Annotated in this window: 22 protein-coding genes; 1 reads left to right on the top strand and 21 read right to left on the bottom strand. The window is 28.9% G+C overall.

All coding sequences use genetic code 11. The features are described 5' to 3' along the window. Window positions 1-7 precede the first annotated feature (7 nt). The 16 genes from MPF13_RS04675 to MPF13_RS04600 form a co-directional block, all read right to left on the bottom strand. A complete protein-coding gene (locus tag MPF13_RS04675; RefSeq protein WP_249981167.1) occupies window positions 8-1,318 on the bottom strand; it encodes an OmpP1/FadL family transporter in 1,311 nt (436 codons plus the stop codon). 129 nt (window positions 1,319-1,447) lie between these two features. Beyond that, the gene (ettA, locus tag MPF13_RS04670; protein ID WP_249981166.1) at window positions 1,448-3,139 is read right to left on the bottom strand and encodes an energy-dependent translational throttle protein EttA; all 1,692 of its coding nucleotides are present in this window, start codon (window positions 3,137-3,139) and stop codon (window positions 1,448-1,450) included. 57 nt (window positions 3,140-3,196) lie between these two features. Beyond that, window positions 3,197-3,379: a CAL67264 family membrane protein gene (locus MPF13_RS04665; protein ID WP_249981165.1), complete on the bottom strand. Its 183-nt coding sequence runs from the start codon at window positions 3,377-3,379 to the stop codon at window positions 3,197-3,199. A gap of 93 nt (window positions 3,380-3,472) precedes the next feature. Beyond that, the gene (locus MPF13_RS04660) at window positions 3,473-4,018 is read right to left on the bottom strand and encodes a hypothetical protein (protein ID WP_249981164.1); all 546 of its coding nucleotides are present in this window, start codon (window positions 4,016-4,018) and stop codon (window positions 3,473-3,475) included. 41 nt (window positions 4,019-4,059) lie between these two features. After that, entirely contained in the window at window positions 4,060-5,046 is a 987-nt protein-coding gene (lpxD, locus tag MPF13_RS04655) for a UDP-3-O-(3-hydroxymyristoyl)glucosamine N-acyltransferase (RefSeq protein ID WP_249981163.1), read from the bottom strand. Window positions 5,047-5,146: 100 nt separating this feature from the next. Next, window positions 5,147-5,734, bottom strand: a complete 588-nt coding sequence (locus tag MPF13_RS04650) for a hypothetical protein (protein ID WP_249981162.1) — start codon at window positions 5,732-5,734, stop codon at window positions 5,147-5,149. A gap of 82 nt (window positions 5,735-5,816) precedes the next feature. Then, window positions 5,817-7,841 carry an NADPH-dependent 2,4-dienoyl-CoA reductase gene (locus MPF13_RS04645; protein ID WP_249981161.1) on the bottom strand — a complete coding sequence of 675 codons (2,025 nt, stop codon included), beginning with the start codon at window positions 7,839-7,841 and terminating at the stop codon, window positions 5,817-5,819. Between the two features lie 156 nt (window positions 7,842-7,997). Continuing rightward, window positions 7,998-8,264, bottom strand: coding sequence for a hypothetical protein (locus MPF13_RS04640; protein WP_249981160.1), 267 nt, complete (start codon window positions 8,262-8,264; stop codon window positions 7,998-8,000). Between the two features lie 64 nt (window positions 8,265-8,328). Then, window positions 8,329-9,309, bottom strand: a complete 981-nt coding sequence (locus tag MPF13_RS04635; RefSeq protein WP_249981159.1) for a deoxyhypusine synthase family protein — start codon at window positions 9,307-9,309, stop codon at window positions 8,329-8,331. A gap of 131 nt (window positions 9,310-9,440) precedes the next feature. Beyond that, the gene (gene speB / locus MPF13_RS04630) at window positions 9,441-10,382 is read right to left on the bottom strand and encodes an agmatinase (RefSeq protein WP_249981158.1); all 942 of its coding nucleotides are present in this window, start codon (window positions 10,380-10,382) and stop codon (window positions 9,441-9,443) included. Between the two features lie 16 nt (window positions 10,383-10,398). Then, window positions 10,399-11,847: an arginine decarboxylase gene (locus tag MPF13_RS04625; protein ID WP_249981157.1), complete on the bottom strand. Its 1,449-nt coding sequence runs from the start codon at window positions 11,845-11,847 to the stop codon at window positions 10,399-10,401. Between the two features lie 595 nt (window positions 11,848-12,442). Further along, window positions 12,443-13,312: a pirin family protein gene (locus MPF13_RS04620; RefSeq protein WP_249981156.1), complete on the bottom strand. Its 870-nt coding sequence runs from the start codon at window positions 13,310-13,312 to the stop codon at window positions 12,443-12,445. An 85-nt stretch (window positions 13,313-13,397) separates the two neighbouring features. Beyond that, window positions 13,398-13,835 (bottom strand): MarR family winged helix-turn-helix transcriptional regulator, encoded by a 438-nt coding sequence (locus MPF13_RS04615; protein WP_249981155.1) that lies wholly within the window; start codon window positions 13,833-13,835, stop codon window positions 13,398-13,400. Between the two features lie 4 nt (window positions 13,836-13,839). Next, window positions 13,840-14,373: an NADPH-dependent FMN reductase gene (locus tag MPF13_RS04610; RefSeq protein WP_249981154.1), complete on the bottom strand. Its 534-nt coding sequence runs from the start codon at window positions 14,371-14,373 to the stop codon at window positions 13,840-13,842. 105 nt (window positions 14,374-14,478) lie between these two features. Next, on the bottom strand, window positions 14,479-14,886 hold the full coding sequence (locus MPF13_RS04605) for an OsmC family protein (RefSeq protein ID WP_249981153.1): 408 nt from the start codon (window positions 14,884-14,886) through the stop codon (window positions 14,479-14,481). After that, the gene (locus MPF13_RS04600) at window positions 14,879-15,238 is read right to left on the bottom strand and encodes a DoxX family protein (protein ID WP_249981152.1); all 360 of its coding nucleotides are present in this window, start codon (window positions 15,236-15,238) and stop codon (window positions 14,879-14,881) included. Before MPF13_RS04600 ends, MPF13_RS04605 begins: the two co-directional genes overlap by 8 nt. Window positions 15,239-15,396: 158 nt before the next feature. Between MPF13_RS04600 and MPF13_RS15640 the strand changes: the two genes are divergently transcribed. Beyond that, on the top strand, window positions 15,397-16,347 hold the full coding sequence (locus MPF13_RS15640; RefSeq protein ID WP_349666020.1) for a bifunctional helix-turn-helix transcriptional regulator/GNAT family N-acetyltransferase: 951 nt from the start codon (window positions 15,397-15,399) through the stop codon (window positions 16,345-16,347). A 178-nt stretch (window positions 16,348-16,525) separates the two neighbouring features. Here the strand turns inward: MPF13_RS15640 and MPF13_RS04585 are convergent, their stop codons facing one another. The 5 genes from MPF13_RS04585 to MPF13_RS04565 all read right to left on the bottom strand — a co-directional run bounded on the left by MPF13_RS04585 (window position 16,526) and on the right by MPF13_RS04565 (window position 22,707). Further along, window positions 16,526-18,217, bottom strand: coding sequence for a hypothetical protein (locus MPF13_RS04585; protein WP_249981151.1), 1,692 nt, complete (start codon window positions 18,215-18,217; stop codon window positions 16,526-16,528). 160 nt (window positions 18,218-18,377) lie between these two features. Then, window positions 18,378-18,890, bottom strand: coding sequence for a hypothetical protein (locus tag MPF13_RS04580; protein ID WP_249981150.1), 513 nt, complete (start codon window positions 18,888-18,890; stop codon window positions 18,378-18,380). A gap of 41 nt (window positions 18,891-18,931) precedes the next feature. After that, window positions 18,932-20,167, bottom strand: a complete 1,236-nt coding sequence (locus tag MPF13_RS04575; RefSeq protein WP_249981149.1) for a DUF6638 family protein — start codon at window positions 20,165-20,167, stop codon at window positions 18,932-18,934. Between the two features lies 1 nt (window position 20,168). Further along, entirely contained in the window at window positions 20,169-20,756 is a 588-nt protein-coding gene (locus MPF13_RS04570) for an NUDIX domain-containing protein (RefSeq protein ID WP_249981148.1), read from the bottom strand. Beyond that, window positions 20,746-22,707, bottom strand: coding sequence for an AAA family ATPase (locus MPF13_RS04565; RefSeq protein WP_249981147.1), 1,962 nt, complete (start codon window positions 22,705-22,707; stop codon window positions 20,746-20,748). The genes MPF13_RS04570 and MPF13_RS04565 overlap by 11 nt, the downstream gene beginning before the upstream one ends. Window positions 22,708-22,767 lie beyond the last annotated feature (60 nt).

Below are 22,767 nucleotides of genomic sequence, written 5' to 3'. Positions count from 1 at the left end.
TTATCTTTTATTTGCTAAAATTGTAACTAAAACCAAACATTAACATAGAAGTATTCATTTCATAAGAAACTTCGCTACCAGGAATAGCACCATACATATTTGTAGGACTTGCAAACATTGGGTTTAGTAACTGACCTGTAGTTTTTCCATTACTAGTTCCATAATGATAAACTCCATCTAAAGTAAATTTATCACTTATTAAATAACTAAATCCAAGTTGGTATGCATTTTTTATAATTGCAGTTGCAGGAATGTTATAAAAAGCTACTTCATTTTCTATAGGATTTTTACTAAAAGTATATCCTAAACGTAATGGCAACTTATCAATTCCTTTAAATTGTAATCCTGCAGAAATAATAGAAATATTTTTCCAACCAAAACCAGCTACAGAAGCTGTGTTTGTCCAACCCGTTTCTGAAAATCCATCTGTGTTTTCATAGTTTACATTTCTATAATCTAATGCAAAATCAAAATCATTTTTAGAATATCCTAAACCTAGCGATAAAATAGCAGGATAATCCATATTAAAACTATTAGTACCTGTTGTTGCGTCTAAATAAGTATTATCAAAATCAAAATCGCTAAAACTTTGAGTTGTTTTATAAGAAACACCCAATTTCAATCCCTTTTGTGAGTCGTAAAATGCACCAAGTTGAGCTCCAAAACCAGTTGCTGAAGCTTTATCTGTAGAAGGATATCCTGCTGCAGTTGGATTCGCTGTTGGGTTTGGCATTAACTCTAAAGCTGCATAATTAAAATTTGTTTGTACACCTAAAGATAATTTATCTGTTAGTTCATATGCCCAAGTTAACCCTACTTGCATTAACATATAATCTGATTCTATTCTACCAAAACCACCCATACTTTGTGGCATATTTATAGGGTTTGTTGTACTTTCTGGAAAAGTAACTCCAAATCCACTAATACCAAATGCTGATACTCCAAAAGTATGCTTACTATCTTCTTTACCCCAAACCATAGCTATTGCTGGCATAGGAGATACACCTCTATCATCTTCTGTTGAACCAGAAAAGAAATTTCCTGTTGGTTGACCCAAATTATCAAATTCTGGAACCGTAGAATATAATTTTGGAGAAGAAAAGAATAAACCTACATCAAGTTTTATTATTTTATCATTAAACGTTGAAATAGATGCAGGATTCCATTGTAAAGCACCAGAAATATCTAAAGGTTGTGCTGTTGCAGCTCCTCCCATAGACATATTAACGGCTCCAACACCTTGCATAACATGACCTGCTTGACCATAAACTAATGCAGAAAGCATTAGAAAAGAAAGTTTTAACAAATATTTTTTCATAATATTTCTATTTAATTATTATTGAAATTGTTCTTTTTGAACAACTATTAAAAATAAGTTTTACCTAAATTTTTAACTATGACTATTATCATAGCTCAATAAAAATTAAATAGAAATATATTTAGCTAATTATCTAATTAACTTCTTGTATTTAATACGTTTAGGCATTAAGTCTCCTCCTAAACGTTTCTTTTTATTTTCTTCATAATCAGAAAAAGAACCTTCAAAGAAATATACTTCACTATTACCTTCAAAAGCTAAGATGTGTGTACAGATTCTATCTAAAAACCATCTATCGTGCGAAATTACAACTGCACAACCTGCAAAGTTTTCTAAACCTTCTTCTAAAGCTCTTAAAGTATTTACATCTAAATCATTTGTTGGCTCATCCAAAAGTAAAACGTTACCTTCTTCTTTAAGCGTCATTGCTAAATGCAATCTGTTTCTTTCTCCTCCAGAAAGTGTATTTACTTTTTTATTCTGTTCACTTCCAGAAAAATTAAAACGACTTAAATAAGCTCTAGAATTAACCTGCTTACCTCCCATCATTACTAAATCTTGACCGTCAGAAAAGTTTTCCCAAATTGTTTTATTTGGATCAATATCTGAGTGTGCTTGATCTACATAGGCAATTTTTGCTGTTTCACCTACCTTAAAACTTCCATTATCAGGAGTTTCTTCTCCCATAATCATTTTAAAAATAGTTGTTTTACCAGCTCCATTAGGACCAATAATACCAACAATACCTGCTTGAGGAAGATTAAATTCTAAATTTTCATATAATATCTTATCATCAAAAGCTTTAGAAACCCCTGTAGCTTCAATAACATTGGTTCCTAAACGTGGACCATTAGGTATATAAATTTCTAATTTCTCATCAACTTGTTTTTGGTCTTGACTCATTAATTTGTCATAGTTTTTCAAACGCGCTTTTTGCTTTGTTTGACGACCTTTTGCTCCTTGACGAACCCATTCTAACTCTCTTTCTAATGTTTTTTGACGCTTAGAAGCTGTTTTGCTTTCTTGTGCCATTCTATTAGATTTTTGATCTAACCAAGAAGAATAGTTTCCTTTCCAAGGAATTCCTTCTCCTCTATCTAATTCAAGAATCCAACCAGCAACATTGTCTAAGAAATATCTATCATGCGTTACTGCAATTACAGTACCTTTATATTGTGCTAAATGATGTTCTAACCAATGTACAGATTCTGCATCTAAATGGTTGGTAGGCTCATCTAATAATAAAATTTCTGGTTCTTGTAATAATAATCTACATAGAGCCACACGTCTTTTTTCTCCTCCAGAAAGTACACCAATTTTCTTATCAGAATCTGGAGTTCTTAATGCATCCATTGCAATTTCTAATTTGGTATCTAATTCCCAAGCATTGGCAGCATCAATTTTATCTTGTAATTCTGCTTGTTGGTTCATTAGTTTTTCCATCTTATCTGCATCAGAATAGACTTCTTCTAAACCAAACATGTCGTTTATTTTGTTGTATTCATCTAAAATTGCAACTGTTTCTGCAACTCCTTCTCTTACAACTTCTATAACTGTTTTTTCTGGATCTAATTGAGGTTCTTGCTCTAAATACCCAACTTTATATCCTGGAGAAAAAGTTACATCTCCTTGAAAATTCTTTTCTACACCTGCAATAATTTTTAATAATGTTGATTTACCTGATCCGTTTAAACCAAGAATACCAATTTTTGCTCCATAGAAAAAACTTAAATAGATATCTTTTAATACTTGTTTCCCTGTTGATTGATAGGTTTTAGAAACCTTATTCATTGAAAAAATGACTTTCTTATCGTCTGACATTTTATTATATTTTATTTGAAAAATTAGTTTTGAAAATTGCTACTAAAAATGTAGACTTTATACTCTTCCTTTTAAGGCGTTAAAAACCCAGGCTATAGAAAAGAAACCAACACCAACAGCTGCAAAACCCCAAGCAGAAACTTCTCTATATTTAAAAATTCCAATTGCGATTAATCCAAGTCCTACAACTATCATTATTAATGTTGCCCAACCAAGGACAGTATTTTTATTCATTCCCATAATTCGTAATTAGTTTGTTGAATCGCAAATATCGTTATTTATTTTTTTTTAACATATAAGTAGCAAATAAAAAAAGTAGTTTAAGGTCTACTATTAATATTTTTTTGTTTGAACCATATATTTAAGGGTTCTTTTTACACCAATAGCAGGCAATCTTTTCTCTTTTTCTTTATTTTGAAATTTCAACCATTTTTTATTTTGCTTTTCAGAAAGTAAATTTTTTAGTTTTAAGTTTAACTCTTTTTCTAAAAGTTCAACTTCGCTTTTAATAGGTTTAATAAATCCTTCAACTTTTTTAAGAATTCTACTTTTAGTAGTTGGATCTTTTATACTTTCCATAGACTTTATTACAACATCTATGTCCGAAAAATTTTGTCTATTTGTTTGCGAGATTATTTTAATCTCTTCATTGTATTTTTTTAAAACCTCTTTTATTAAAGATTGTTTTTCAGCATCTTTAATTTTTACCTTTTTTATAACATTATCAATATCATAATAAAATATACCAGATGCATCACTTGCTTTAAACTTTACTGTTCCCATTGCAAGTATGTCTTTTTGAGAAAGATTTCTACTAGAATTTTGAGCTAAAATATTTAAGGAGCATAAAGTAATTAGGGTAAATAGTATTTTTTTCATTTTCTTTTTTCTCAAAAATAACAATAATACTTCTAAGAATTCTAATTTCTTCCTAGTTTACGTAAAGCTACCCATTGTTTCATTTTTTCTCTTGAGTCACAAGCAGGGTAACCTACAACAGTTTTACCTGCAGGAACATCAGCAATAACACCAGAACCTGCACCAACTTTAGCTCCAGAATGTATTGTAACATGATCTTTAATAGATGCACTTCCTCCTATAATTACACCATCTCCTAAAGTTACAGAACCCGCTAATCCACTGCTTCCTGCCATAATACAACATTTTCCTAAAACAGAATTATGACCAATTTGTACTAAATTATCTATTTTACATCCATCTCCTAAAATAGTTGAACTAAATTTTCCTCTATCTACACAAGAATTTGCTCCAATTTCTACAGCATTACCTATAACAACATTACCAATATGAATTATTTTAGTCAACCCTTTTTCACTAGGTCTGTAACCAAAACCATCTGCTCCAATACTTACATTTGTATGAAAAATGCAATTACTACCAATTACACTTCTTTCTCTTATAACTGTTCCAGACCAAATAATAGTTTTATTTCCAATTGTTGTATTATCAAAAATTGAAACATTAGGATAAATTATAACATCATCTCCTAAAACAACATTTTTACCAATAAAAGAATTTGCTCCTATTTTACATCCTTTACCCAATTTAACAGATTTATCAATAACTGCTGTTTCATGAATATCTGTTTCAAAAAAAGGTGCCTCTGGTTCAAAGGCTTCTAATAAAACTGCCATGGCTAAATCTGGATTTTTAACTTTAATAAATGCTTTACCTTCTCTTGGTATAATTTTTATTCCATCATAAACAATAGCGATACTTGCATTAGATTTTTCCCATAAACGAGCATATTTAGAGTTCCCAATAAAAGTTATATTTCCTTTTACTGCATTTTCAATTTGCTCTGGAGCATAAATGTTATCAGAACAATTACCAATTAATTCACCATTTAAAAGTGAGTTGATTTCTTTAACGGTGAATAATTTCATATTTAAGTTTTATAATTTTTCTAAAAATAGCTTTTTATATTTTAACAAATAATAGATTTCTTATAATTAAAAAATCCAACAAAAGTTGGATTCATTTTATTTATTGCCTTCTCATTCCTCTACCATTATTCATCCCCCCTTGTCTTTGTCTCTGACCTTGACCGTTTTGAGCTCTTTTGGGCATTAATTTTTCTCTTTGAGTTTTCTGGTATTTTAACCACTTTTTAAATTGCTTTTCAGTTAAAACTTCTTCTAAATTATTATTTAACTCCTTTTCAAGCTCATGAATTTCATCTCTTATTGGGCGAATAATTTCATTAACTTTTTTCCTCATTTTCATTCTTTCTTCTGGTAAAATATTTTTTGAACCAGAATTGACAACAAGATTTAAATCTGAAAACTTTTGAGAGTTTAAAAATGAAATTTCTTTAATTTTTAAATTGTAGTTTTTAATTATCTTTTTAATAGATAATTGCTTTTCTTCTTTTTTAACTTTTGTTTTCTTTATTGCTTTATCAATATCATAATAAAAAATTCTAGCTACATTACTAGCATTAAATTTTTGTGCTTTTTGATTATTATTAGATGAAGGACCTTGACCATCACCTCTTCTACCCCTTCCTCCAGGAGGTTGTGCAAAAACATTAAGAGTTAAAAAAGCTATTAAAATAAAAAGTATCTTTTTCATTATTGGATTTGTTTAAATTATACATCATATTTAGATGTACTTCTATTAAAAAACTTGTTATTAATACAAAGTTTTAAAAAAATTAAAGTTTTGCAGCTAATCTTGCTCCTTGATTTATTGCTCTTTTAGCATCTAATTCACTAGCAAAATCTGCACCACCAATTACATGAACATTTTTATTTACATCCAATAAAGGTTGATATAATTCTTTAAACGGAACCTGACCTGCACAAATTACAATATTATCAACTTCTAAAACTTTAGCTTCCTCATTTTGAATATAATGCAAACCTTTGTCATCAATTTTAGTATATGAAACTTCTCCAATAAATTGAACTTTTTTCTTTTTTAAAGTAGATCTATGAATCCAACCTGTTGTTTTTCCTAAGTTACCACCAAACTTCCCTTTACTTCTTTTAAACATAAAAACTTCTCTTGGTGATGGTTCAAATTCTGGTTGCATGTTTTCAATTCCTGCTCTTGCTTCTAAAGATTTATCAATTCCCCATTCTTTTAACCAAGCATCTATATTTTGAGAAGTTGCTTCTCCTTTATGTGTTAAATATTCTGAAACGTCAAAACCAATTCCTCCTGCACCAATGACAGCAACACGTTTACCAACTGGTTTTTTATGTTTTAAAACATCTATATAACTTAAAACTTTCTCATGATTTATGCCTTCTATAGTTAATTCTCTTGGTTTTATACCTGTAGCTAAAACTATTTCATTAAAATCTGAGTTTTTTAAATCATCAATCAAAACTCTTGTTTCTAATTTTAAATTGACATTATGAATTTCAATTTGTTTTTTAAAATAACGTAAAGTCTCATAAAACTCTTCTTTACCAGGAATTTGTTTTGCAATATTAAATTGACCTCCAATTTCTTTTTCTGCATCAAATAAGGTTACATTATGACCTCTTTGAGCAGCAATTGTTGCTGCAGCTAATCCTGCAGGACCTGCACCAACAACAGCAATTTTCTTTTTATTTTCTGTTGGATTGTAATTTAATTCTGTTTCATGACAAGCCCTTGGGTTTACCAAACAACTGGCTACTTTTTGTTGAAAAACATGGTCTAAACAAGCTTGATTACATCCAATACAAGTATTAATTTCATCTGCTTTTTCTTGTTCTGCTTTATTTACCCATTCTGGATCTGCTAAAAATGGTCTTGCCATAGAAATCATATCTGCATCTCCTTCTGAAAGGATTTTTTCTGCAGTTTCTGGCATATTTATTCTGTTAGAAGTTATCAAAGGAATTGATAATTTTTCTTTCATTTTTTTAGTTACCCAAGTAAATGCAGCTCTTGGAACCGAAGTTGCAATTGTTGGAATTCTGGCTTCATGCCAACCAATTCCTGTATTTATAATGGTGGCACCTGCTTTTTCTATTTCTTTACCTAGTTGAACAACCTCTTGCCAAGAAGAACCATTTTCTACCAAATCTAACATAGACAATCTGTAAATAATGATAAACTCTTTACCTACAGTTTCTCTTGTTTGTTTGACCAATTCTATTGGTAAACGCATTCTATTTGCATAATCTCCTCCCCAAGAATCTGTTCTTTTATTGGTTCTTTTAGCTATAAATTGATTGATTAAATAACCTTCTGAACCCATAATTTCTATTCCATCATAACCTGCTAGTTTAGATAGTTTTGCACATTTTACAAAATCTTTAATAGTTCTTTTAATACCAGATTCTCTTAATTTAAATGGTTTAAAGGGTGTTATTGGTGATTTAATTTTTGATGGGGCAACATTAAATGGATGATAACCATACCTACCTGCATGTAAGATTTGCATACAAATTTTACCTCCTTCTTTATGAACTGCTTTTGTTATTTTCTGATGGTGCTTTGCATGTTTTTTTGTAGACATTCTTGCAGAAAAAGGTGCTGTCCAACCTTGTATGTTTGGAGAAATTCCTCCAGTTACAATTAATCCTACTCCACCTTTTGCTCTTTCTGCATAATAGGTTGCAATTTTATCAATTCCGTTTTTTTCTTCTTCTAAACCTGTGTGCATAGAACCCATTAAAATTCTGTTTTTTAAGGTTGTAAAACCTAAATCTAAGGGCTCAAAAATGTATTTGTATTTCATAAAACTGGAATTAAATTTACTATGCATGCATAATATATTGCAAGATACAATTATTTATCAAAATAAATTTAATCAGTAATAAACGTATAAAAAGTTCTGATAATAAAAACTATCAGAACTTTTTTTAAAATCAATATTTTCTAGCTTTTACTTTGTTTATCCTTCATTTACATCAAAATCTTCATTATCTTCAAAGAAATCTTCATCTTCAGCATATTCTTCCATTGCATTTTCTAAACGATTACTAATTTTGACTAAATAACAAGTATCTTCTGTTTTTACTTCAACAGCTTTCACAGTTTCTCCTTTTGCATTTTTAAAGGAAATGATGTCTTCATAATCATAACCATCAGGATATTTTTCAATAAGCATGTCTAAAATATCTTTGGTTAATTTTGCGTATTCTACGATTACTCTTTTCATTTTTTTTTAATTTAATGTGATATTCCAAAATCGCTTAAAAAAGCTCATTTGAAATAACATTGTTTTACATATTTAACAAGTAAGCAAAAATTAATGGTGCTACAATGGTTGCATCACTTTCAATAATATATTTAGGAGTATCAATGTCTAGTTTACCCCAAGTAATTTTTTCATTGGGTACAGCACCTGAATAAGAACCATAGCTAGTAGTTGAATCTGAAATTTGACAGAAATAACTCCAAAAAGGAGTGTTTTCTCTTTCCATATCTTGATACAACATAGGCACTACACAAATTGGAAAATCACCAGCAATACCCCCTCCAATTTGAAAGAATCCTATTCCATTTTTCGAATTCTCTGTATACCAATCTGCTAAGAAAGTCATATATTCAATTCCAGATTTCATGGTAGCTGCTTTTAGTTCTCCTTTTAAAACATAAGAAGCAAATATGTTACCCATTGTTGAATCTTCCCAACCAGGAACTACCATAGGTAAGTTTTTTTGAGCTGCTGCATACATCCAAGAATCTTTTAAATCTATCTCATAATATTCTTCTAAAACACCAGACAATATCAATTTATACATAAATTCATGTGGAAAAAAACACTCTTCATTTTCTTCTGCATCTTTCCATATTTTAACAATGTGTTTTTGCAATCTTCTAAAAGCTTCGTCTTCTGGTATGCAAGTATCTGTAACTCTATTTAATCCTTTTAGTAACAAATCCCATTCGTCTTGAGGTGTTAAATCTCTGTAATTAGGAACTCTTTTGTAGTGAGAATGAGCTACTAAATTCATAATATCTTCTTCTAAATTTGCACCTGTACAAGAAACAATATGTACTTTATCTTGACGTATCATTTCTGCAAAAATCTTTCCTATTTCAGCAGTACTCATTGCTCCTGCTAAAGAAACCAACATTTTAGAGCCTTTTTCTAATTGAGTTTCATATGCTTTAGCTGCATCAACTAAAGACGCAGCATTAAAATGTAGAAAATACTTTTCTAAAAATTCTGAAATTGGTTTTGAGTTTGTATTGATCATTTTAATTTAATTTTTTATTTTTTTTCTTCAAAAATATCTGTTCTTCTATCTTTTAAATTGCGCACACTTCCAAATTGATTTAAATCTTTTAGCAATTCTATATTTTCAATATTTTCGACTTTCATAATTCCTTAAAAATCGTCGTCGTCATTTTTAAATTTTGATAATTTACTAAATGGATTCACCATTTCATCATCTCCATTATCATACGAAAAATCATTTTCTACAAATTTGTAACTCAACATTTTATAGAACAATTTTGCCGCTAAAAAATCAGAAGATTTTTCTGTTGGATTTGGGCATAGTTCAACCATATCAAAACCCACCACATTTTTTTCTTCAAAAACACGTTTTAAAAACTCTAACGTTTCATAATATAATAATCCACCAGGTTCAGGAGTTCCTGTAGATGGCATTATTGATGGATCTAAAGCATCTAAATCAAAAGTGATAAACACATTACTTGTTAATTGGTCTATAACATCATCCATCCAATCTTCATTTACAGCCATGTCATGTGCAAAGAAAACTTTGTCAGTATTCATTTCTCTTTTCTCACTAATATCCATACTTCTAATACCAACTTGCACCAAATTTGTTGTTTGGTTCGCTTCATATACTGCACAAGCATGGTTGCAAGAAGACCCTTCGTATTCTTTTCTTAAATCTGCATGAGCATCAATATGCAATACAGTTAAATTTGAAAAACATTCATTAAATGCACGAATTGTACCAATAGAAACTGAATGCTCTCCACCAAAGACAGTTACAAATTTGTTTCTGTTGATATACTTTTTAGTTTCCTGATGCACAGCATCTACCATAGCTTCTGGTGATGCATTTTCTGTAACTGCTTCTGCTAAAAAAACACCTTCTTTATAAACTTCAGAATCGGTTTCAATATCAAACAATTCCATGTTTTCTGATGCTTCTAAGAATGCTTGTGGCCCTTTGTCTGCTCCTTTTTGCCATGTGCTTGTTCCATCATAAGGAACAGGAATAATTACGATTTTTGATGTTGACAGGTTTCCATACTCTTGTGGAATTCCTGCATAAGTTTTTGTTGTATTCATTTTATAATTTGATGTGTTAAAACACTTCTTGTTGTATTAATTCTACTTCTTTTTGTGTTGTATCTGTAACTTCTCCATAACCTAAAATGGACAATAATTCGCTACTTTTTTGTTGCTCTTTAAATATTTTGGTTGTGATATTTCCTTGCTCATCTCTATCAATAATTAAATGTTTTGGATGTGGAATTAAGCAATGTTGCAATCCTCCAAAACCACCTATAGATTCTTGATATGCACCTGTGTTAAAAAAACCGATATATAAAGGTTTATCTTTCTCGTAAACAGGTAAGTAAATTCCGTTTACGTGCTGTTCAGAGTTGTAATAATCATCACTATCACAAGTTAAACCACCTAATAAAACACGTTCATATTGTCTGTTCCATTTGTTTATGGGTAGCATAATAAAACGCTTATTTATTGCCCAAGAATCTGGTAAAGTGGTTATAAATGATGAGTTAATCATATTCCAACGTTCTCTATCATTTTGTTTTTTCTGATACAATACTTCGTAAATCGCTGCCCCAGATTCTCCTACTGTAAAGCTTCCAAATTCTGTAAAAATATTAGGTACATCTACGTTACCTTCTTTGCACGCTTCATTAATTTGATTGATAATTTCATCAATCATATATTGATAATCGTACTCAAAAGCTAATGAGTTTTTAATCGGAAATCCACCTCCAATATTTAAGCTATCTAAAGTTGGACATACTTTTTTAAGGTTGATGTAGACTGTTAAGCATTTCATCAATTCATTCCAATAATAAGCATTGTCTTTAATACCTGTATTGATAAAAAAGTGTAACATTTTTAAATCAACCTGAGGATTTTCAGCGATTTCACGCTCATAAAAAGAAACAATGTTTTTATATCCAATACCTAATCTAGAGGTATAAAATTCGAATTTTGGTTCTTCCTCTGAAGCAATTCTAATTCCTACATTTAATTTTTGGTCAGTCTCATCCATTAACAAATTCAACTCCTCATAATTATCGATTATTGGAATACAGTTTTTATGTCCTGAATTGATTAAACCCCCAATATTTTTGATGTACTGATCTCGTTTAAATCCGTTGCAAATAACAAAAGTGGTGTCTTTTATTTTTCCTTCTTTCTTAAGATTGTTTACAATATCAATATCAAAAGCTGAAGAAGTCTCAATATGAATATCGTTTTTTAAAGCTTCATTTAATATGTGTTTAAAATGAGAACTTTTTGTACAATAGCTATAAAAGTATTTGCCTTTATAGTTATGTTTTTCCATACTATTTTGAAACCATCCTTTTGCTTTGTTGATGTTTTCTGAAATTTTAGGCAGGTATGTAAATTTTAATGGAGCACCATATTTCGCTGTTAATTCCATTAAATTTACTCCATGCCAAAATAATTTGTTGTTTTCTGTTTTAAATTCCTCTTGAGGAAAATCGAATGTTTGTTCGATTAAATCTATGTATTTTGTGTTCACTTTATTTAAATTAATTATAGGATAAATCTGTCCAGGCTAAAACTGAAAAAAGTTAAAGCATAGAAATTACAACTCTTAAAAAGAGATGATTATCACTGTAATATTTGCAAGTAAACTAAATGCAGTCTAAAATTACACTGCACTACTTTTAGAAAAGAAAACGGAGACACCTTAATTTTTTCGTTGCATTTCCAAAATGCGATATAACTTTCATTCTCCAATGGAAAGTTATTTCCGAAATAAGAAAAACTTAACAATTTTACTTAAAATAAGTGCAACAAATGTATATATTTTTTTAATACAAAAACAAAAAAGTATTTTTTTTTGAAAAAATACTTTATAATAAAAACTATTTAATTGTTGAACCTAAAATTATCTTTAAATATTAAATTTTAAAGAATCATTTTCTAAATAAATTATATTGTTATAGACAGTTTTTTTTAATGAGCTAAACACCTTTTAACAAGATTTTTTCTATCTTGAGTTTTTTGCGTTAGTGATTGAGGCTTTGTTGGAGCTCATTTTCTTTTTTCTGAAAATAGCGACTGCCGAAAGCACGACTTGGTCTTAAATGCTTTTAAGAGAAAGAAACGCCCTAATATAAATAGCCCATTTTACCAGCTTGATAATCTCTCATGGCTTCTAAAATTTCTGTTTGCGTATTCATAACATATGGACCATATTGAGTAACCTTTTCTTTAATTGGCTCACCAGATAAAATTAAAAGTGTACTATTTTTTTTGGCTTCAAAACTGATTAAATTTCCATCTTGATTGAATGTAACCATTTGATTATCTCCTTTTTGCAAAGTTTCTGAATTGTTTACCAAAATTTCTCCTTCTAAGAGATAAATTAATGATTGATGATTTTGAGGAATCTCAATTTCCATTTTACCTTCATTTTCTACAAAAGCTGTAAAAACATTGACATCTGTTTGTGTTTTTATCAATCCTGATTCTTTGTTTTGATTACCAGCAATGATATTCAATTGTACTTTTTTATCATTAGAAAACAACTTTGGAATCTGTTTTTCTGATAAATGCTGATAATTAGGTGTCATCATTTTGTCTTTTGCAGGAAGGTTTAACCACAATTGGATGCCTTCTAAATCGCCTCCTTTTTTTACAAACTCTTTGGTGGGTCCTTCTGCATGAATAATTCCACGTCCAGCAGTTGTCCATTGAACATCACCTGCTTTTACCAACATTTCATTTCCTAAAGAATCTCTGTGCAATTGTTCGCCTTTAAAAAGCAAAGTAATGGGTTCAAAACCTCTGTGAGGATGTGGGCCTAAATCGAAAGGATTGTTGAATTCTGAAATTGCATAAGGTCCATAATGGTGTAATAATAAAAATGGATCTACGTTTTCTATTCCTTGTGTTGGCAATGGTTGACGCAATCTTATAGCCCCCATATTTACTAAAGGACTTGTTGCTTTATGTTGTATTGTTTTATATGTTTTCATGATTTAATACATTTTAGAACCTTTTGATTGCGCTAAAGGTGACATTAACAATGTTATATTTTTTTAGCTTTTAAAGAGATATTACCTATCTAATTTTATCAAGAAGATTGCTTAATATTGTGGCTTCTTCTTCTGTAATTCTATCTAAAAAATTAAATTGTTGATTTTCATCAATTGTAGATAATAATTCTAAACCTTGTTTTTTTATTTTTACAAATACTACTCTTCTATCATGCTCACAACGTTCTCTTTCTATTAAGCTTTTTTCGCATAATTTGTCCATTAAACGTGTTGCATTTGGTGCTCTAACAATCATTCTATCTTTTACAATTTGCACTTTGATTTTTTCTTTTGCTCCTCTTAAAATCCTTAGAATATTATATTGTTGTGGAGAAATTCCATAAGGTTTAAAAAAATCTGTTTCCTTACTACTTAGCCAATTAGCAGTATATTTTATATTTATTAACGCTTTTACTTTATCGCTTATAAATTTAGAATTTATGTCTTTAGAAATATCACCCATATTATTATTTTAAAGAATCACTAAATGTATTTACTGCTACTTTTAAGGTGTCTAATAAATCTTCATTAACAACTTTTCCGTCTTTAAAATTATCGTAAAAACTAGGTAAAGAAAAATCTGAAACGATGTTACCTCCTAAATGTGGAAAACCGTTTTTTGCGATAGACAATACAGTAGCTCCACCTCTACCTCCAGGAGAAGTTGCCATTATTAACATTGGTGCATTATTCCATACTTCTTTATTGATTCTTGATGACCAGTCATAAATATTTTTAAAAGCTGCAGAAAAATTACCATTATGTTCTGCTAACGATAAAATGATACCATCTGAACTGTGAATATTCTTTAAAAACTCTTCAGCTTTTTCTGGAATTCCAAACTCATTTTCATCATCAATACCATAAACAGGAATTTCATAATCGTTTAAGTCTAAAACTTGAACTTCAACATTTTCTATTAAACTTGCTGTAAAAACTGCTAATTCTTTATTGATTGATTTTTTACTGTTACTACCTGCAAATACTACTATTTTTTTCATAATTTTTATATTTTTTTAATTGTTCTCGATACAATTTTTCAAAAAAGAAAAATCACTCTAACAAACTGCTAATTGACATACTTAAAACTAATACTGCCAATTAAATTATTGAATACTACTTTTTATTTCTGTTTCTCCTTTTACCATTTTTGCAACAGGGCATTTACCTGCAATAATTAGCAATCTTTTTCTTTGGTCTTCAGTTATTTCTTTTTCAAAAGAAATTTCTTCTTCTAACCACTTTTTTATTCCTTCTGATGTTTGTTTTTCTTTTTGATAAACATTAACAGTAATTTTACCTACATCCCAACCTTTTCTTTCTGCATACATTCTTAACGTAATTGAAACACACCCTCCAATTGCTGTTAGTAAATATTCTACTGGTGTTGGCCCATTATCATCACCTCCAGAAGCTACTGGTTCATCTATAGTTAAATAATGATTTCTTGTTTTTACTTCTGCCAAATAGTTTTTATTAGACAAAACTACAGCTGCTTTTTTTGTTTTATCCATTGTTAATTTTTTTATTAGTAATGTAAGAAGTAACTAAAAGAATCATAGCAACTACAGCTCCCATTTGTTCTCCATCACTAATCATAACATGTGCAAAAAAAGCTAAAATAAAGGCAAAGAAAAAACCAGCATAAGCCCATTCTTTTACAGGTTTATTGCCTAAAAACCAAATTGCAATAACACCTAATAATTTAGCAACTGCATATGGATAAATTATATATGTTGGGTATCCGAAATTGGTGAACATACCTGCTACTTCTGTATGATTAAAAAAATACATTCCAGCAGAAAAAAGCATTAATAAAGTTAATAATGCAGTAGATATGTAATAAATAATTTTTGTTGTTTTCATTTTTAATATGTTTTAAATTCTATACAAAGATAGTAAAAATTATTAATATATTCCAAGGAATATATTTTCAAGGAATATATTTGTTTTTATATAAATGTTTTAAAGTTTAAATAAATAATTATATTTTTACATAAGTACTTATATAATTATTTATTGATATGGATGCACTAAGAGGTTTTGGAGATTTAGGATTGGGTTCTAGATTAAAGAGAATAAGCGAGTTTATGATGAGAGAAACTCAATTGGTATATGATGAATTTAATATAGATTTTGACCCTTATCTTTTTGCAGTATTTAAAATTATAAAAAACAACAAAGGAGTTAATAACAATGATATTAAAAACAGTTTAAACACCTCACAACCTGCTGTAACACAAACCTTAAATAAACTATTAAAAAAAGGTTTGATAAAAATAACTGAAGACAAAAATGACAAAAGAAAGAAAAAAATACAACTCTCTAACAAAGGAAAAAAGTTAGTTACAGATATTACTCCTGTTTGGGAAAGTATAGAATTTACAATTAAAAGATATACAAAAATAACCTCTAATTCTTTGGTAGAGCATTTAAATATTTTAGAAAACAAATTTGAAGAAGAAAGGTTTAGTAAAGCTATAATTAATCATATTAATATGAATGCTAAAATAAAGTTGATAGAAATTATTTCGTATAAAAATGAATATGCACCTCATTTTTATGAGTTTAATATAGAATGGCTGCAAAAATATTTTTATGTAGAACCTTATGATGAAGAAGTATTAAGCAACCCAGAAAAGTACATTATTAATAAAGGAGGTTTTGTGTTTTTTGCAAAATTGAATAATAACATTGTAGGTACAGTAGCACTTATGCCAACAAAAGATGGATTATTTGAATTAACTAAAATGGCAGTGTCACCTAAATACAGAGGCTTTAAAATTGGGCAAAAATTAATGCAACATTGTATTTCTTTTGCTAAAAATAAAGGTTTAGAATCTCTTATACTCTATTCTAGTAGAAAACTTGAAAACGCCATATACATTTATAGAAAATATGGTTTTGTAGAGATTCCTGTTGAAAAAAACTCTCCATATGAAAGAAGTGATATTAAAATGGTTTTAAAACTTTAAAAACTCTTTTTGTTTGAATAGTATAATAAGTTAACAAACAAGTTTAGCCCTGATTGAATGGTGTGTTTGAGCTCTTTTTTGTTTTTTCAACAAAAAAAGCGAGTAATGAAAGCAGGAATAGCTGCTAATAAAATACACTATTTACTTAAAGAAATTGCTTTGTAAACTTGTAATAAAACTAGTTATTCTTTTTAAGAGAATCTATTTGTTTTTGCAGTTTCTCTATTTCTTGACGTTTCATTTCTTGTTTAGAAAGTAATTTTATTGAATCTAAAATTTGTTGGTTTTTTTCTAAAACTGTGTGCTCTTTTTCAAAGTAAATATTTGTGTTTTCACTAGTTCTCCAAGCTTCATTTAATTGAGAGTAAACCTCTTCATTCCAAGTACTTGGTTTTTTAGAATTGATCCAAACTACATCTCTATACTCACTATCTACCAATGCTAAATCTGGAGTAGCAGAACCATCAAATTGTTCTGGATTATCACTACTTATTGTAGAAACTGTACCTAAGAAAAACATACGTTTTCTACCTGCAATGTTTTTTATATAAGGTCTAAATTCTACAGGCGTATTTGCATTCCAATCGTATTCTTTTTTAGATTCTTTTACTTTTAAAGGCATAGCAGAAACACCTGCATAACCTTGTTTTTTTGCTGCATGATTGTAATAATATAACTTATCTGTACCATCTGCAGGAATAAAAACACTGTAACTTAAACTGGTTCTTTCGCTACCAACAGGTTCTAAACCAAACCAATGATACAAACCACTATACGCTTTTTCTTTACTATCAGAAAAATCGAAATCGGTTACATATGGTTGTTTATTTTGATCTTTAGGTGCATCTGGTATTTTTACTGCACTTTCCATATTCCAAGGAAGTGGATCTGAAAATCCTGCTAAAAACTTTAAACTTTCTGCTTGCAAACGAGAAACTCTTTCTGCCAAAGTATTCTGTCTTGTTAAGTAGTTATAGTTTTTCATTTCCTCTGGAGAAATATAGGTTCCTTTTCCAATAGTAATTCTCTCTAAATAGTCTTTTATATCATGCTCTCCATTATCAATAACCATTACTCCTCCAAAAGTTGGATAAGGAAAAAAGAAACCTTTCCATTTTATTAAACTGACAACCTCAACCCAAGCACCTTTATCATTTTTCATGTAATAAGTATCACTTGGTTCGTAATTAAATAACATCCAAGGATTTAAACGTTGTACAACTGCATTGTAAGTATTTCTACTAAACTTTAAAGATTCTCCTATAGAAAATGTAACTGGAATTCTGTTTTCTGATGAAAAACGCGGAAATGGTGTTGTACTTGAAACCGAAAAAACTTCTTCTGTGTTGTCTTTAATTCCTTGCCAAACATACTTTTCTGTTGGCTGAATTGCCATTGTCCATTGATTATGACCATCTACTCTAACTAAATGTGGCAAAGAAACATCTTTGGTTTCTCCAACAGATTCGTTTGCCATCGAAAAAATATTTCTTAAAGGTTGAATTCTCTCATTTTGAGTTAAAGGAAGTTCGTTTATTTCTACTTTATTTAAATCATTAAATACATTATAGGTTTTCATATAATCATAAAAATTCATACTCCAACCTACATAATATAAAGCTCCAAAAAAGAGTGATAGAAAAAATAAAATTCCTATTCTACCACCTGTACTAGCAGATTTTCTAAAATTTCTTAAGCCTAAAAACAGTACTACAAAACATAGTATAATTATGAAAATAAATTTTCTAAAAAACAACAATGCTGGTTGATAATCGTCTCTTAAAAAGAACAATAATCCTATTAAAATAACACCAAATAATAGTACTCTCTTTTTCTGTTTTGATCCTTTATTCCAATATGTTTTAATCATAGTTTATGGTTTGAAGTATGAAATTGGAAGTTTCCAATCACACCTATTTTTCATTGTATTTTTAAAAGTTTGAAGTTCTTACTGTTAAATATTTAAATGGTAATTAATTAAATATTTCTTTTTGGACATCTTTTTTTCCTACTTTCTTCTTCCAACTTTATTATAATAATCCTTTATCTTTTAATCTTTCTCTAGCACTTTTGGTTTCTTCCTTTGATTTTTCTTTAGGCAATTTAACCTCTTCTACTTCTTTTGTTTGAAAATCTTCTATAAAATCTTTTCCTTTTTCTATTACTTCTTCAAATTTTTCTTCTATAGATTCTGTTTGTTCTTCTATTATTTCTGACGATTTAAAAATAGCTCCAGCAATGTAAGTACCTATTAATGTACCTACAATCATTGATACAAATAATGAAACTGCAGCTATACCTATAGGCATTAAAAATTGTGTTATTAAAATTCCTACTAAGAAAAAAACAGAAATATAAACCAATCTTAAGATGAAGTTTTGCTTAAAAACAAAACCTTTTTTATCTGTAGGTATCATTTGTAATTCTTTAGAATTCATTAATTTATTAAACAATCGATAGATTTTATTTCCTTGAGATTCTCTCCAATAAATTACAATTCCTAATAAAATTGCTGCAATAAATATGATAATTTCTAATGTCATAATATTTGATTAAACTTCTTTATAAAATTAGTCTATTTTTTCTAAAAATTGTTACAAATTGTTTCAATTACCCAATCTTGAGTAGAGTCTTCTAGTGTTGTAAATAATTGATAAAACTGTTCTTTATCATACCAATACATAAATAACACATCTTTTGGAACAATGTTTACCAACAAACTCCATATTAAATCTTGATGATTTGGTTTTAATGATGAGTGTGGTTTGTGTAATGCTATGTATATTTCTTCTTCTATAATTTCTTTAGGATTAAGATTTTTAGATACTTTTTGTTTGTCTAAAAATCGTTCTAAACTCATCACTTTTTTTCTCGTAGAAATATCTACTTTATTTAAATAACTTTTAAACAAAATACCATCTTGTAATATTTCTTTTATAGGATATCTTGTTTCTTTTAAATAAGAAGAAAACATAAATTTCTGAATTCTATGATATCTATTTTTAGTTGTTTCTTCTTCTATTTCTAACTCTAAAACATTATAACTAACAAGTTTATCAATCATTTCTGTATGAGAAATATGATACATTAAAACATCATAAGTAGTATCTTTTATTGCTTCTTTATAGGTTTCTTCATCTTCAAATATTAAAATGGGTATTGCTAAATCTCTGAGTAAAAAAACACCCCCAAATGCTTTTGTATAAAAGGAATCTGTTGTAAAGTTAATTTCTTCAAGCGTTAAATTTCTTTCTCTTAAATCTCCATATTTTTTTGCAGAGATTAAAAGTTGTTTATGAATTTCTTCATCAATAAAATTATTTTCATAATTAAAAGAATCAATTAATTTTAACTGTTCTTCTTTTGCTTTATTAAGATTGTCTATTAAATGAAATTTAATAACAATATCTTTATACCTTAAAACGTCTAAAGGTTCATAAAATACATCAATTTTTTGGTCAAAATCTATACAAATTGCAGAATCTCTTGTAATATCATTAATGGTTTTTTCGTGTTTTTTAAACACTACTTTCATTAATTCTTTATCAAAAGAATGAAAAGGATTGTATACAGGTAAACCCTTTTGTTTGGGAGTAATAATTATTGCATGCGTATTTGCTTCTCCGTTATTTAAGTAAAAAGATTCTTCTTTTTCTTCTGCAATTTCAGGACTCCAACCAATACCATCTATGGTAAACTTTTTTAGTTTGGTTTCTGTAAAACCTAACTTTACTAAACATTTATTATAACGTTCTACCAATTTTCCGCTGATGGAAATTGATTCGCTTCTATATAAATTAGCTTTTATTAGTTTATCCATATTAATCTAACAATTGATTAATTTGTGCATATTGCAATAACAAAATAGTTCTTGCGTCTATAATTTCTTCAGTTTTAACCATATGCAAAGCATCGTTAAAATCTGTTTCTAAAACTGTAATTTCTTCACTTTCTGCTTCTAAACCTCCTCCTTTTTCAACCTTATCATCATCATTATATTTTGCAACAAATAAATGTACTTGTTCTTTCATTAATCCTGGTGATAAAAACAGTGTAGTTACTTTTTGTAACTCATTAACATTGTAACCTACTTCTTCTTTTGTTTCTCTAATAACAGTAGTTTCTGGAGATTCATTTTTATCAATTGCACCTCCACAAACTTCAATAGAAAACCCTTCTTTTACACCAGCAACATACATAGGAATTCTAAATTGTTTAGAAAGTATAACTTTTTTTGTTGAAGGATTGTATAACAAAATAGCTACTCCATCATTTCTACCATAAACTTCGTGGGTTAAACGTTCTGTTTTTCCGTTTTTAAAAGTAAAATCGAAACTAACTTGCTCTAATTTTGCCCAAATATTCGAAATTACTTTTGAGGTAACATTTTTAATTCTATTAATTTCCATTATCAAAGTTTCTTCTTGCTTCTAAATCTATATTCATTTGATTTACTCTTGCATCTACTTTACGTTTAAAATCTGTATCTGCAATTGTTGCAACATTGTCTAAATAACGTACAACTTCTTGCCTTCTTACTTCAGAAAAGTTTAAACCTTTCATGTTTGCTTTCATTAATTCTTGCAACATATTAAACTTGGTTTTATAATCTTTTTTGAAATAAATTTCTGGATTTTCAAACCAATCTTGTTCTAAATCAAAATCTGTTAATCGCAATGAAATTGCAGACTGAATGTTTCGTACATCTCTAGATGAAAAGAATGGAAATATTTTCTGAATTTCTTTATATAAAATTGCAAAGAATAAATGCTCATTAGATCTATGATTCTTTTCTGCTTTATCATAAGCTTCTAAAACTCTTGCTTCTGTAGGTTTTTCTATAGAACTTAAGATTTCTCCCATACTTTTTGTTAATCCCTGGTCTTTTAAAAACTCATAATTTGAAGGGTTTTGCATGTTCACAAAATCTGGCATTGTTTTTTCGAACTTTTTCCACCAAATATAATCTTGGTCTAAAAAATCATGTTCTGTTCTTGCTCCATCAATTTTAAACCTTCCTTGTACTCTAGATATTACAGCTTTGTCTAACATTTCTGGTAAATTGGTAAATAATCCAATTGATGAATTACCATAATTTACAGCATATGCGCCTTCTGTATAACGTAAGAAAACACCTATAACTTCTTTTACACCTGCAGAAACTCCTTGTGCAGTTCTTTCTTGTAAATTGTTTTCTGCATCATCTATGGGTGCAAAAATTAATTTTGAAGGATCTTGCATTGGCTTCATCCATTCTACCATTTTTTCTGCAGAACCTCCTTGAAAAGTAGAGATTAAAGTATCTGGCATTGGATGAAACAAAAACGGAATGTCTAAATTGTCTGAGTGTTCTTTTAAACGTGTTGCAATTGCTGCAATTAACATCGATTTTCCTGTTCCTGGAATTCCATATCCCATAAAAACAGGCATAAAACCACCTAATTCTTGAAATGGGTTTTTCTTTGCATCAAAATCATAACTTAACATTCGTTCTGTTAATCTTCTTGCAAAATGTTTTGCGTCTTTATTTCCTACAATTTGTTCAAACTGAATTTTATTAAACTCAACACTTTTTGCAGTTCCAGAAAATGCGTTTTCCCATCCAGAGACTGCAAATTCAGAATTTTCTAATTTATAAGTTCTATCTACAATGGTTTCTGTATACTCTAAACTACTTTTTCTAAGCTGAATTTCATCCAATAAGGCTTCATAAAAAACAACTGTAAAATCGATAACATCTTTGTCTGATTTTATAATTTCTGGATGCCCTAAATATTTATCATAATAAAACAAAGCACATGCAATTCCTTTTAAAGGTGATAGCAAAGAAACTTCTGGAATACCTGCAAATTTCTGTTTCATTACTGATAAATCATCAGAAGCGTGAGGTTTTAAATCGTGCAAAATTTTATACGATGTTGCAAACAATTGAAAAGCAGTTGCAGTTTGTATTTTACTTTCAAACTCTCTTTTTCCTTGAGAATCTAATGCAGATTTACGTTCGTTTAAAGAGGATAAACCAGATGAATCGTAATAATTATCTTTTATCCAAATTCCTAAAGTAATTCCTTCTTGAACTGCATATAAAGTTTGATTTAAATATACAGGAATGGCAATAGAGTCTGGCAACAACCTCTTTTTTAAAGCCAATATTGTTTTAGAAACCGAAGTTATTTCTACATTAGAACCAGAGTTTGCTCTAGATAAATACAATAATATAGAATCGTCTTTTGCATCTTTGTCTTTATTTTTAGCTCTATTACTTTGCTCCCATTGAACAGATTTTAAATATCCTGAAGCTTCATCACGAAGTATATCTAATTCATTCTTTTTAATTGGGAAAGTTGAGTTGTGTTCCATATTTTTTCTAGCAATTTATTGAAATCAACTTAATTATTATAGTTGACAATTATTAGTGTC

The organism is Polaribacter sp. Z022, assembly GCF_023555495.1.
In the GTDB taxonomy this organism is placed as follows: domain Bacteria; phylum Bacteroidota; class Bacteroidia; order Flavobacteriales; family Flavobacteriaceae; genus Polaribacter.
The sequence above is the reverse complement of the archived record's forward strand: the minus strand, read 5'-3'. Positions and strand labels throughout refer to the sequence as shown.